Here is a 13106-nt window from a genome sequence, read left to right on the forward strand (position 1 = left end):
CAGTAAAGCTGAAATTTACGCTACTCTATGCTCTTGTTCCGTAGAAGGCAAGTTCATAAATTTAGCTAGTATGCGGGCAAGTGTGTCACGCATTTCACGGCGATCAATAATCATATCGATGGCACCATGCTCGAGTAGAAATTCACTGCGTTGGAAGCCTTCAGGTAAGGTTTCGCGCACAGTTTGTTCAATTACACGAGGACCCGCAAAGCCGATTAATGCTTTTGGCTCCGCCACGTTGATATCTCCTAGCATAGCTAATGATGCTGATACACCGCCCATAGTTGGGTCAGTCATTACTGAGATAAACGGTAAGCCTTGTTCGCTCATCTTAGCAAGTGCAGCACTGGTTTTAGCCATTTGCATAAGCGACATTAGTGCCTCTTGCATACGTGCGCCACCTGAAGCGGAGAAGCAAATTAGCGGCATGTTATGCTCTAAACACTGATCAACAGCATCCACAAAACGTGCGCCAACAACCGATGCCATTGACCCACCCATAAATGAGAATTCAAATGCGACGGCGGCCACTGGAATGCCTTTTAAGCGTCCCTTCATCGCGACTAATGCGTCTTTTTCGCCACTTGATTTTTGTGCGGCGGCAATACGATCTGAATATTTTTTCGAGTCTTTAAACTTTAAAATATCTTTTGGTTCGTGCTGTGTGCCAAGTTCCTGGCGGTCGCCATCATCCAAAAAGTGCTCAAGGCGTTTACGGCCACTCACACGCATGTGGTGATTGCATTTAGGACATACATTGAGTGATTTTTCTAATTCAGCTTTATATAAAATCGAATCACAATCTGTACACTTTGCCCAAACACCTTCAGGGATCTCTTTACGAGCCGAAGACTTTGTTGTTTTAGGTAGGATTTTTTCTAACCAACTCATTTGCAACTCTCTTAATACTATTCTGTGCTTTGCTGCGTTCCTGCCAAATCATTATTGACAGACAAATTTTTTCAATTAAAACATGAATTCCACACAGGCGGTATAAAAAACTGGTCTTAGTAGTGAAATGCCTGCAAGGTTATGTTTAATTTATCACCAATTAACCCTTCACATCCGTTAAGAATAAAGGGCCAAGTGGTGTCGACGGAATTTCAAACCGCGCCGGATAGTCAACATCAACTAAGTATAAACCTGCCGCCTTTGCCGTCGCACTGGCTTTGGCTCGCTCTTTTAAATCAAGTAACTCTTTTAGCCACACAGGTTGCTGCTTATGAATACCAATATCGGTTAAGCAACCGGTAATGTTACGCACCATGTGGTGTAAAAATGCATTAGCCTTAATATCAATAATCACATAACTGCCTTGACGCTCAACTGACAAGTGATGAATAGTACGTGTAGCAGTATTCGCTTGACAATGCAAAGCTCTGAATGACGTAAAATCATGCTCACCTAATAGATATTGACACGCTTCTTGCATTTTAGTTTCATCAAGTGGATGATGAAAATGCGTAACGCCTTCATTTAATATTGCTCCTCGAAAGGCGTTATTGTAAATAACATAACGATAACGACGAGCTGTAGCACTAAAACGTGCATGAAAATCATCACTCACCGGTTTTGCATAGCGAATAGCAATATCTTTCGGTAGCAAGGTATTCATACCCATAGTAAATGCAACCATATCGCGTTCAGCATCGGTATCAAAATGCACCACTTGCCCAGTGCCATGCACGCCGGCATCAGTGCGCCCAGCACAGACTATTTCAACTGGATGATTACAAATACGCGAAAGCGCGGTTTCTACTTCTTGTTGTACGCTATTTACATGCGATTGACGTTGCCAACCACTATAACGGGCGCCGTTGTACTCAACTCCAAGTGCTACTCGCATAATTACTGCTTTACCTACTGTGCTAATGAACGGGGCATTTTATGCTATCTGACGCTGCAATAAAAGTGACTCTATACAAATTAAGCGCACAGTAGCCAAGCGACCTTTTTTCTATTGCTAAAAAAACGGCGAGTAAACTAAATTTACTCCCCGTTTTAACTATAAATGCAGAAACAACTTACAGTAATTTTGCTTTTAAGCTTTGTGCTTCTTCTTGTACTTCTTCGGGACCATTTGCTATCACTTCGTCAATAGCGTCAAGGGCTGCATCCATATCCCCTATTTCAATATAAGCACGTGCTAAATCAAGTTTTGCAGAATAACCGCCACTTTCAGCATCCACATCAGTTGGGTTATCTCCAGCAAGTAAGGCATCAAACTCACTTAATCCGACATCCATATTTACATCATCATAAGGTTCATAATCTAAGCTTGTATCATCACTTTGTTCAATCAAAGCATCAATATCGACAAATTCATCCGCAACGATGTCCTCATTTGTTGATGTATTCACGTCTTCACTTAATTGCTCCGCCGACGGCATATCATCAGGTACTGAAAGCTCTTCAAGTGCAGCAAGATCTTCACTGAGTAACGCATTGAAATCAACTTCAAACTCGCTGCTATCATCTATTTCTAAAGACTCAGGTTCAGCCAACTCACTAAGCAATGCATCAAAATCTGTTTGGGTGAGATCAGCCATAAAATCATCATCAAGCTGATCATCTGACAACGATTGTTCCAGTGGATCTTCAAGTTCAGTCGCGAAATCACCATGATATTCATCTTCTAACGCATCTGTAAGTTCATCTTCAACAACTGCTTCATCTTCAGTAACTAGTTCGTCTTCAGCAACTGGTTCGTCTTCAACAACTGGCTCGTCTTCAGCAACTGGTTCGTCTTCAACAACTAGCCCGTCTTCAGCAACTGGCTCATCTTCAGCAACTGGCTCGTCTTCAACAACTGGCTCGTTTTCAGCAACTGGCTCGTCTTCAACAACTGGCTCGTTTTCAGCAACTGGCTCGTCTTCAACAACTGGCTCGTTTTCAGCAACTAGCTCGTCTTCAACAACGGGGTCGTCTTCAGCAACTAGCTCGTCTTCATCAACGAGTTCGTCTTCAACAACTGGCTCGTCTTCAACAACAGGCTCATCTTCAACAGCGGGCTCGTCTTCTGCAACCAGCTCTTCTTCAGCAACTTGCTCATCTTCAACAACTGCTTCATCTTCAGTAACTAGTTCGTCTTCAGCAACTGGTTCGTCTTCAACAACTGGCTCGTCTTCAGCAACTGGCTCATCTTCAACAACTGCTTCATCTTCAGTAACTAGTTCGTCTTCAGCAACGGGCTCATCTTCAGTAACTAGTTCGTCTTCAGCAACTGACTCATCTTCAGTAATCAGCTCATCTTCGATTAATAATTCATCATCAAAATCTTGCTCTAAACTATCTAAATCGTGGCCTCCCGCCATTGCATTAGCAAGATCTTGCTCAGCTTGACTAAGCTTCAGCTCTGGAGTATCTGATCCTGACGTTTCCAGCTCAGTCTCATCGGCTAATTCTGCGTCACTATCAATCTCTTCATCATCGAGTTCAAGCTCTGGATAATCATCAAGCTCTAAACTTGGTGTTACTGTATCATTGCTAAGAGGTTCGTCTTCCAGTGCTAAATCAAATTCATCACCGAGTTCTTCATCTGCAAGCGGATCATCTCCCAGATCTATTTCAACTTCTTCGATATCATCGTTGAGCTCATCAACATCAGACCATTGTGGAGGCTCTACGTAATCGTCTTCTTGCTGCAGTTCATTGAGTAAATCATCAACACTTTTTAGTGAAGGATCATTATATTCTTCAAGTAAATCATCTTCATCAAGTAAATCGTCGCTTGATTCTTCACTCGTTTGTGCAAATAAATCATCATCTAAACCTTCAAGCTCTGATCCAAGTTCATCTAAAAGCTCAGGCTCTGCTGCAAGCTCTGGCTCTGCTGCAAGCTCTGGCTCTGCTGCAAGCTCTGGCTCTGCTTCAAGCTCTGGTTCTTCTACAAGTTCAGGTTCTTCTTCAAGCTCTGGCTCTGCTTCAAGCTCTGGCTCTGCTGCAAGCTCTGGCTCTTCAACAAGCTCTGGCTCTTCAACAAGCTCTAGCTCTTCAACAAGCTCTGGTTCTTCTGCAAGCTCTGGCTCTGCTGCAAGCTCTGGCTCTGCTTCAAGCTCTGGTTCTTCTACAAGTTCAGGTTCTTCTTCAAGCTCTGGCTCTGCTGCAAGCTCTGGCTCTGCTGCAAGCTCTGGCTCTGCTTCAAGCTCTGGTTCTTCTACAAGTTCAGGTTCTGCTACAAGTTCAGGTTCTTCTGCAAGCTCTGGCTCTTGTTCAATAGTTACTTCTGATTCGTCAACTAAACTTGATGCAATAGATTCAACGTCTTCGACGTCTAGTTCATCTTCTACATTCGATAACTCTTCCATCGAATCAGAAAGAGCTTCATCTAGCTGCGTGCTTTGTGCTTGATCTGTTAAACTTTCAATATCACCGAAGTCAAATTCATCGTCTTCTTCAATAAGTGCAGATCCGGCTTCTGGTTCCGATTTTTCTTCAGCAGCATCCTCTAATAAACTATCGATATCACCTAAATCAAATTCATCATCATCTTCTACTAGTTCAGTCTCTGCGGCAGCTTTTACAGCGTCTTTTGTTACTTGCTCATCACCTTCATCTAGCAGACTGTCAATGTCGTCTAAATCAAGTTCATCTTCTTCAGTCAGTTCCGGCTCAGCAACTGCTTTATCGCCAGCTTCATCAAGCAGACTGTCAATATCGTCTAAATCAAATTCATCTTCTTCAGCCAGCTCCGGCTCTGCTGTTTCTTTATCGCCAGCCTCATCAATTAGGCTGTCAATATCGTCTAAATCAAATTCATCTTCTTCAGCCAGCTCCGGCTCTGCTGTTGCTTTATCGCCAGTCTCATCAATTAGGCTGTCAATATCGTCTAAATCAAATTCATCTTCTTCAGCCAGCTCCGGCTCTGCTGTTGCTTTATCGCCAGTCTCATCAATTAGGCTGTCAATATCGTCTAAATCAAATTCATCTTCTTCAGCCAGCTCTGGCTCTGCTGTTGCTTTATCGCCAGCTTCATCAATTAAACTGTCAATATCGTCTAAATCAAATTCGTCTTCTTCAGCCAGCTCTGGCTCTGCAGTTGCTTTATCGCCAGCTTCATCAATAAGGCTGTCAATATCGTCTAAATCAAATTCGTCATTATCGCCGTCATTCTTATCTGTCGATTGATTACTACTTTGTTCATCAATCAATGCATCAATGTCAAAATCATCACCTTCATCTGCTAACTCTTCACTGAGCGCTGCTAAGTCATCATCTGAATCAAGCGAGTCATCTAATTCAGCAGTCGGTTCATCGCTGTCATTAGCAAATAAATCATCTAGATCTGCTGCACTTAAAATATCGCCATCATTGTTGTCGGCTTTAATATCTAAATCAATGTCGTCGCCTAAGCTATCATCATCTGCTTGATCAAAATCTTGCTGCATGAAGATATCAAGTTCATCATTTTCTTCTTTAGCTTCGTCACTTTCATCAGCAAATACAATGTCGTCGCTCAGTAAGCCATCTAATTCGTCTTGATTTAATAAACTGTCACCATCTTCAAACGCATCATCAATATTGTCATCAAAAATGATATCGTCGTCATCAGGTAAAATATCGTTTTCAAGATCATCAAGCTGAATACTTACATCATCGTCTTCTTGAACTGGATCTGGAATAATTGGATCAAGTGATGGTCCTAAGTCAACATCATCCTCTGTTGTATAACTAGGGCTTTGTGGTAAAAATTCGTCATCATCGGTGCTTTCATCTTCTTTATTACGTTTACGTAAAAACATCACGATTGCAAAGATGATCAATAACGCTGGAATTGTCATTAATAAAATAAGAACTAGCGGATTGGCTAATAGCCCAGCAAAGTCAAATTCACTAGTTTCCTCGAGCTTTTTTGCTTGTTGTTGCTCTATAATTTCGTTCTGTTTTTCAATCAATTCAGAAAGTTGGCGTTGAATTTCACTGTCTTTACCAAGTTGCTCACGAATATTTTCAAGCTCTTTAGACACACCAGTTAACTGTTGCTTTAATTTATTGTTTTCAACTAAGATTTCTTCGACATTATCAACTGACGACTTGAACTGCTTTTGTAATTCAACAAGCTGACTGCCCTGTTGGGTTTTAATGCTGTTGATTTCTTGTTTTAATTCTTGCTTAGCTTCATCAACATCCACTTTGCGTGCTTGAGTTACTTTGGTTTGTGAAGCAGTAATTTCGCTGTTCGTAAGCGTGCCATTTTTCTTTTTTTCCCATAGCTCATCATCTTGCTCTGAGCGCTGTTTGGCAAGCTCAGGGCTTACTGCGCGGATATCGGCTAAGGTAGGAATTTTTAAATACGCGCCATCGCGCATATGATTGAGATTTTGATCTAAAAATGATTGCGGATTTTTTTCATATAGAGCCTGCATAACCTGATAAATACTGACCGAGTTATCTGGTCGCACTTTTGCAGCAATACGCCATAGCGTATCGGTTGGCTTTATTGGCCCAATAGAACGCCCTTGAACGCCATAATCAACGCCTTTAGGGCCTTTAAGTTGGCTGCCGTCTTGGGAGTATATCGGTGTTACCACCAATGCAGACGCTAATAAGAGGAGTGTAGCTAAACCGCGCATGCTGATCCTTTAATGTTTAAATGTTAACGCAGCGCCATTAAATTAGACGCTTAAACATTGATTATTTCTTGCAGAAATAATGAACATAAATAAATAAATAGTTAATTAAGTCTTTCTAGCAAGCTCTATTCCAGTTGCAAACTATAAACCAGTTGCGGCTTAATATCCATCGCAACACTTTGATACGTAATAGCTTAAACTTTATCAGCTGGAAGAATTTTTTATCGTTAAGATTAAGTTTATACGCTTTTAGCAGCTATGCGGCAATTATTTGGCAGTTAAAAAATAAAAAAGCGACAAACTGCCGCTTTTCTTACTTTTAATTAAAGGTAGTTCGCTATCAACTCTTCAGCTATTTGTACGCTGTTCGTTGCGGCCCCTTTTCGGGTATTATCACTTACGACCCACATATTTAAACCATGCGGATGTGAGATATCTTGACGTAAGCGCCCTACATACACAGTGTCATTACCACTTGCATCTGTAACCGGGGTTGGGTAATCCCCTTCGTCTTCTATAAGTTCAAGCCCTGGCGCGTCATTAAGTAACTGTTTTACATGTTCAAAGTCGTACGGCATACGTGTTTCAATGTTAATCGCTTCTGAGTGACCAAAAAATACCGGAACTCGCACACACGTCGGATTAACAGCAATTGTGGTATCACCCAGAATTTTATGGGTTTCGTTAACCAGCTTCATTTCTTCACGGGTGTAACCGTTATCTTCAAAAACATCAATTTGTGGGATAACATTAAACGCCATCTGCTTTGGAAATATTTCGCTATCTACAGGGCGTGCATTCATTAAATTAGCAGTTTGTTTTGCAAGTTCATCAACCGCTTTTTTGCCTGCACCCGATACTGCTTGATAAGTAGATACGTTGATACGGTCGATGCCGTATGCATCATAAATAGGTTTTAATGCCACCATCATTTGAATGGTTGAGCAATTAGGATTAGCAATGATATTGCGATTTCTAAAATCAGCGAGGCTTGCTGCATTTACTTCTGGCACAACCAGTGGTATTTCAAAATCATTTCTAAAGTGCGAAGTGTTATCAATTACTACACATCCTGCATCAGCGGCAATAGGCGCGTACTTTTCTGACACACTGCCACCGGCAGAAAATAAACCAATATGCGCTTGGCTAAAGTCAAACCCTTCAACGTCCTGCACTTCAATAGTTTCACCACGAAACTTAATATCTTCACCAGCGCTGCGACTACTTGCCAATAAAAATAATTGATCAACAGGAAACTTACGATCTTCTAACGTTTCAATAATTTGGCGACCAACAAGACCTGTAGCGCCAAGTACGGCAACATTATATTTTTGTGACATGTGTATTCCTCGTTTAACAGCCGCCATTGTGGCCGCTGTTTAAATTTTAAGTTATTCGACTACGAAACCAAGCCCTTGCAGCAAAGGCGAATATGCGCCTGCACCTAGCACTTTGACTGTGCTAAATTCACGTCGAATGGGGTAGTTTTTACGTAAGCTATCAAACCCTTCACTTGCTAAGTTGCATCGTAAAATACCATCATCACGACGCACATCGTAAACCAGATGGATCAACTGACCTAAATCAGCTTCGCTAAAGGTTTCTTGTAATGTAACTTGGGTAAGCGCGGGCACTGGTAAAAAATCAGCTAATGCTTTGCCTGTTTGCAAACCTTTAAGCTCGCACAACTTTTCATAGAGCATTTGCGTGCCACGTGCTTTACCCTCTAAGGTATGGCCTGCGATATGGACACTGGCATAACGCACAAACTCAAGCAATTCAGTTAATATAGAAGGTTCGTTTTCCCATACATCTAATACCACATCGAGCTTGGCACCACCGCGCATAATTTCCAGTAGAGCATGATTATCAACCACATCGCCGCGACTAGCATTAATCAAAATAGTGCCAGGTTTAAGCGCTGCTAAACGCGCTTTGTTCATTAAATGCAAGGTACTATGTTTACCGGTCGTTACTAACGGCACATGGAAAGTGACGATATCCGCATTACTCAACAACTCATCAATATCTGTATGCTCGGCTAATTGTCCCGCTTCATGCTTAGGTGGATCACATACTAATACAGTGACATTAAGCGCAGCTAATTTATCTCGCAAACAGCTACCAATACTGCCCACTCCGACAATCCCAATGGTTTTGTGTTCCAAGGTGCAGGCATTTTCTTGGCACAGTGCAAACAAGCTACTGATCACGTATTCAGCCACAGCAACGGCATTACAACCAGGTGCACTCGTAAATGCAATATCACGTTGTTTGAGTAAATCAGTATCAATATGATCAACGCCGATTGTCGCCGTACCTACGTAGCGTAATTTATTAGCATGTATTAATAGTGCTTCATTTACTGAGGTTACCGAGCGAGTTAATAATACATCAACATCAATGAGCTGTTCGCTTTGTAATGTACGACCATCAAAACGCGTTACTTCACCAAAATCAGCAAAATATTGCTCAACAAGTGGCATGTTTTGATCTGCAAGAATTTTCATTAACAAGTCCAGTAAGCACTAAGAGCCGCTATTGTAACGAACATAGCCGACTTTGAAAACGAAAAAGCCGAGCAAGTTGCTCGGCTTTTAGTTGTGATGTGGCTTTTTAATTAGCCTTTATATTTACTCATCACTAACGTGGCGTTAGTACCACCAAAACCAAAACTGTTAGACATAACAGTATTTAGTTCAACGTCTTTACGCTCAGTGATAATGTTTAAGCCTGCAGCTTGTTCATCTAGCTCATCAATATTGATTGAAGGCGCAACAAAGCTATGCTCTAACATCAATAGTGAGAAAATAGCTTCATGCACACCAGCGGCGCCCAGTGCATGGCCTGTCATTGCTTTAGTCGCGCTGATCATCGGTGAATTACCACCAAATACTTCTTGAATTGCTCCTAACTCTTTTACATCACCTACTGGTGTAGATGTACCGTGAGTGTTTAGATAATCAATGCTGTCAACGCCTTGCATTGCTTGACGCATACAACGTGCAGCACCTTCACCTGATGGTGCAACCATGTCATAGCCATCAGATGTTGCGCCATAGCCAACAACTTCAGCATAAATGTGTGCACCACGTGCAAGCGCATGTTCAAGTTCTTCAACAACAACAATACCGCCACCACCAGAGATCACAAATCCATCGCGGTTAGCATCATAAGTACGAGAGGCTTTTTCAGGCGTTTCGTTATATTTAGTAGAAAGTGCGCCCATTGCGTCAAATTCCATTGCCAATGTCCAGTGAAGCTCTTCACCGCCACCGGCAAAAACAACGTCTTGTTTGCCTAATTGGATTTGCTCAACTGCGTTACCAATACAGTGTGCAGAGGTTGCACATGCTGAACTGATTGAGTAGTTAACACCTTTAATTTTAAATGGTGTTGCTAAGCATGCCGATGTCGTGCTGGCCATGGTGCGCGGAACCATATAAGGGCCTACACGTTTTACGCCTTTTTCACGTAAAATGTCAGCCGCTTCAACCTGCCATTTAGATGAACCACCACCGGAACCCACAATGATACCCGTGCGCTCATTTGATACTTGATCATCAGACAAACCAGAATCTGCAATTGCTTGTGCCATTGAGATATACGAATACGCAGCGGCATCGCCCATAAAGCGCATTGCTTTACGATCAACAAACTCTTTAACGTCAATATCAATTTTGCCAGATACGTTACTACGTAACTTATATTCAGCAAATTCTGGGTTAAAAGCGATTCCGCTCTTACCTGTTTTTAACGATTCTAATACTTCTTCTTTGTTGTTACCGATGCTTGATACAACACCGATGCCCGTAATAACGGCTCTTCTCATGGGTAATTACCTTAGCTTGATACTAAATTGTGTTCTATTTTACGCTGAAACTTACAACGAAGTGGTCAGCTTTCTAGCGTACACTTGTACTCTGAACCTCTAGCTTATAAATAACGCCAGACTATTTCAAAGAAAACACGTAAAATAATGAAAAAAAGTACTCATTAATTGCATGCCATGATTAAAAACGCTGAAATTCACTTTAATAACTTAGGTACACCTATTGCAGACAACTTTAATGATGTCTACTTTTCGAACGATGATGGCCAAGCTGAGTCTGATTATGTATTCTATCAACAAAATAATATGCCTCATCGATTACAAAATCATGACCGTGCACATTTCGTTATTGCTGAAACTGGTTTTGGTACTGGGCTTAATTTTTTAAATACATGGCAACAATTTAAAAATCATCTAACCAGTAGGCAACATCAAAGCCAAGAAGTTCACAACTCAGCACAACAGAATGTGCAGCGCTTACATTTTATTTCTTTTGAAAAGTATCCGATTAAAACAGACGATCTGCAAAAGGCATTGCAAGTATGGCCTAGTTTAGCACCATTGAGTAAACAGTTACTTGCTAAGTACCCGATTAATTTGGCTGGTTGCCATCGTCTTGAATTTGATAATGGTCGAATTATACTCGATTTATATTTTGGCGATGTGCAAGAATCACTCGCAGCTATAAGCTACCCGCAAACAGGTATTATCGATGCATGGTATCTAGATGGCTTTGCACCGAGTAAAAATCCCGAAATGTGGCAGCCAGCCTTATTTAATTCAATGGTGGATATTTCTCGTAGTAATGCCACGTTTGCAACCTTTACGGTTGCAGGTGTTGTACGTAGAGGTCTTGCTGATGCAGGGTTTGCGGTACAAAAAATCAAAGGTCATGGCAAAAAAAATGAAATGCTGATTGGTTCTTTAGCCCATGCTAACCAAGCACAATCGGCGTCACCTTATCTGGCTCATCAGCAAAGTTCACTTAAAAACGTTGCTGTCATTGGCGGAGGGATAGCCAGCAGCGCTATTTTATATAGCTTGGCGAAACGTGGGGTTAACAGCCAACTTTTTTGCCAAGATCCCCAACTCGCGATGGGCGCATCTCATAATGTGCAAGGTGCGATTTATCCGCACTTACAAGCAAAAAACTCCCCGCACAGTGAGCTTTTTGCGCACAGTTTTTTATATGCGAAACGACTTTATCAGCAACTCACTGAGAATGGCTTTCACTATGATCATCAATGGTGTGGCGTATTACAACACGCGATCAAACAACCCTTAGTTGAGCGCCATCAAAATATTGAACATAAACAGCTGTGGCCAGATGAACTCATGCACGGCATAACGCCTGAGCAAGGTGATGAAATTGCCGGTGTAAGTACAGGCTACTCTGGCGTATATTTCCCGTTAGGTGGATGGGTTAACCCACCACAATTAGTGAGCGCTCTGTTCCAACAAGCCCATAAACTCAAACCAATTAAAAGCCATTTTAATTGTGATATCGAACAGCTTGAGAAAACCCCGCAAGGCTGGCTGCTATTCAGCCAAGGGCAACAGTTTGGCCCATTTAGTGACGTTATTGTATGTGCTGGTGAGCACAGCGACCGTTTTGTACAAACTCAGGCTCTGCCAATTGTTGGCGTGCGTGGTCAAGTATCCCATGTACAAGCAAGTCCTGCATCACGTAAACTAAAAACCGTGCTATGTCATAAAGGCTACTTTACTCCTGCTTATTTAGACCATCACTGTATGGGCGCAACATTCGAGAAAAACTCAAAAAGCCGCGCAGTCAAAGACCAAGACAATCAAACAAATCGCGAGCAACTGCTTCACTTTTATGGACAAACCGACTTTGCCAATAGTCTAGGTGAGATCACGGCAGCTAAAGCTGCTGTACGTTGTAGTTTTATTGATCACCTCCCTATGGCCGGAGAATGGCCGCAGCAAAGTGATTATATTCACGCGTTTGCCAATTTACGCGCAGGGAAACGCTATCAATATCAATCCTTACAAAAACCACAACAAGGACTACACATACTCACAGGCTTTGGGGCTCGTGGCTTATGCAGTGCGCCCCTGTGTGCAGAACAATTAGTTGCTGCACTTAACAATGAACCACAGCCTTTGAGTGAACGAGTAAGCCAAGCGATTCACCCAGCCCGCTTTATTGTAAGAGATTTAATTCGAAATAAAATTTAATTTAGCAAAAATAGCGAGTAGGAACCAATATGATAAAAATAATAACACCACTGATGTTAGCAATAAGCCTAACCTCACTGACTTGCGCTGCAAATTTAGACAGCGTTCCGCTACCAGCTGATTTTAAGTACTCATTACAAATTGCCGATGACTACCCACTGATACAAACTGGCTATGTTGCTCAGTCGATTACACAAGTGAGTGCTTTTTATCAACAAGCTTTAGGTAAGGCTGAGCTTATTACCGGTGATAATAAACGCCGAACGTTGTTTTATACCATCGACAAGAAAACCGTGCGGATCAGCTTATATGCTCGTGACTACCAAACCGAAATAGCGATTATGATCACGCAACCATAATCGCTTGACGGCGAACTGATCTGAATACGTATGCATAAAACAAATTGTTAAGCTTATAGCAAAAGCACCAAAGCAAAACGAGGCCCGATACCGTGAGACCCGAAGCTAATGGCTTAAAGGTGATCACTATCTTAAATACCC

Annotated in this window: 8 protein-coding genes; 2 read left to right on the forward strand and 6 right to left on the reverse strand. The window is 41.9% G+C overall.

All coding sequences use genetic code 11. The features are described from left to right. Positions 1-15: 15 nt before the first annotated feature. The 6 genes from accD to fabB form a co-directional block, all read right to left on the reverse strand. A complete protein-coding gene (gene accD / locus PSR9079_RS06095) occupies positions 16-891 on the reverse strand; it encodes an acetyl-CoA carboxylase, carboxyltransferase subunit beta (protein ID WP_145241496.1) in 876 nt (291 codons plus the stop codon). A gap of 160 nt (positions 892-1051) precedes the next feature. Next, positions 1052-1846 (reverse strand): tRNA pseudouridine(38-40) synthase TruA, encoded by a 795-nt coding sequence (gene truA / locus PSR9079_RS06100; protein ID WP_149980769.1) that lies wholly within the window; start codon positions 1844-1846, stop codon positions 1052-1054. 178 nt (positions 1847-2024) lie between these two features. Continuing rightward, positions 2025-6572 (reverse strand): FimV/HubP family polar landmark protein, encoded by a 4548-nt coding sequence (locus PSR9079_RS06105; RefSeq protein ID WP_149980770.1) that lies wholly within the window; start codon positions 6570-6572, stop codon positions 2025-2027. A 323-nt stretch (positions 6573-6895) separates the two neighbouring features. Beyond that, positions 6896-7912, reverse strand: a complete 1017-nt coding sequence (locus tag PSR9079_RS06110) for an aspartate-semialdehyde dehydrogenase (RefSeq protein ID WP_149980771.1) — start codon at positions 7910-7912, stop codon at positions 6896-6898. A 51-nt stretch (positions 7913-7963) separates the two neighbouring features. Next, positions 7964-9082: a 4-phosphoerythronate dehydrogenase gene (locus PSR9079_RS06115; RefSeq protein WP_149980772.1), complete on the reverse strand. Its 1119-nt coding sequence runs from the start codon at positions 9080-9082 to the stop codon at positions 7964-7966. A 110-nt stretch (positions 9083-9192) separates the two neighbouring features. Then, entirely contained in the window at positions 9193-10404 is a 1212-nt protein-coding gene (gene fabB / locus PSR9079_RS06120) for a beta-ketoacyl-ACP synthase I (RefSeq protein ID WP_145241506.1), read from the reverse strand. Between the two features lie 177 nt (positions 10405-10581). Between fabB and mnmC the strand changes: the two genes are divergently transcribed. Further along, positions 10582-12606, forward strand: coding sequence for a bifunctional tRNA (5-methylaminomethyl-2-thiouridine)(34)-methyltransferase MnmC2/FAD-dependent 5-carboxymethylaminomethyl-2-thiouridine(34) oxidoreductase MnmC1 (gene mnmC, locus PSR9079_RS06125; RefSeq protein WP_149980773.1), 2025 nt, complete (start codon positions 10582-10584; stop codon positions 12604-12606). Between the two features lie 29 nt (positions 12607-12635). Further along, positions 12636-12965 (forward strand): hypothetical protein, encoded by a 330-nt coding sequence (locus tag PSR9079_RS06130; RefSeq protein WP_149980774.1) that lies wholly within the window; start codon positions 12636-12638, stop codon positions 12963-12965. The last annotated feature ends 141 nt before the right edge of the window (positions 12966-13106 follow it).

The sequence above is a fragment of the Pseudoalteromonas rhizosphaerae genome (genome assembly GCF_902498845.1).
GTDB lineage: Bacteria > Pseudomonadota > Gammaproteobacteria > Enterobacterales > Alteromonadaceae > Pseudoalteromonas > Pseudoalteromonas rhizosphaerae.

What these genes read in the sequence shown, in the direction of transcription:
- accD (WP_145241496.1), bottom strand. Translation starts at nt 891, where the DNA reads ATGAGTTGGTTAGAAAAAATCCTACCTAAAACAACAAAGTCTTCGGCT.
- truA (WP_149980769.1), bottom strand. Translation starts at nt 1,846, where the DNA reads ATGCGAGTAGCACTTGGAGTTGAGTACAACGGCGCCCGTTATAGTGGT.
- PSR9079_RS06105 (WP_149980770.1), bottom strand. Translation starts at nt 6,572, where the DNA reads ATGCGCGGTTTAGCTACACTCCTCTTATTAGCGTCTGCATTGGTGGTA.
- PSR9079_RS06110 (WP_149980771.1), bottom strand. Translation starts at nt 7,912, where the DNA reads ATGTCACAAAAATATAATGTTGCCGTACTTGGCGCTACAGGTCTTGTT.
- PSR9079_RS06115 (WP_149980772.1), bottom strand. Translation starts at nt 9,082, where the DNA reads ATGAAAATTCTTGCAGATCAAAACATGCCACTTGTTGAGCAATATTTT.
- fabB (WP_145241506.1), bottom strand. Translation starts at nt 10,404, where the DNA reads ATGAGAAGAGCCGTTATTACGGGCATCGGTGTTGTATCAAGCATCGGT.
- mnmC (WP_149980773.1), top strand. Translation starts at nt 10,582, where the DNA reads ATGATTAAAAACGCTGAAATTCACTTTAATAACTTAGGTACACCTATT.
- PSR9079_RS06130 (WP_149980774.1), top strand. Translation starts at nt 12,636, where the DNA reads ATGATAAAAATAATAACACCACTGATGTTAGCAATAAGCCTAACCTCA.